Genomic DNA, 212 nt, shown 5'->3' with positions numbered 1-212 from the left:
ATTCTTTCGGCGCTTTCGGGGATGCTACCGGATTACATGGTTCCCTCTGCGCTTGTACGGATGGGGTCCTTTCCACTGACGGTGAACGGGAAGTTGGACCGCAGTGCGCTTCCCGATCCGGAGATGGTTTCCGGGGAGGGTTATGTCGCCCCGATCAACGAGACGGAGGCTGAGCTTTGCCGGATATGGCAGGATGTGCTGGGGGTGGACCG

1 protein-coding gene is annotated in these 212 nt (G+C 59.9%); it reads left to right on the top strand.

Features of this window, described 5'->3' with window-relative positions; all coding sequences use genetic code 11:
* Window positions 1–212: hypothetical protein (locus tag AACM45_RS20385; RefSeq protein WP_339145058.1), on the top strand; the 212-nt coding region annotated here is incomplete at both ends.

It is taken from the genome of Croceitalea sp. MTPC5 (assembly GCF_036985505.1).
Taxonomy (GTDB): Bacteria; Bacteroidota; Bacteroidia; order Flavobacteriales; family Flavobacteriaceae; genus Croceitalea.
The sequence above is the reverse complement of the archived record's forward strand: the minus strand, read 5'-3'. Positions and strand labels throughout refer to the sequence as shown.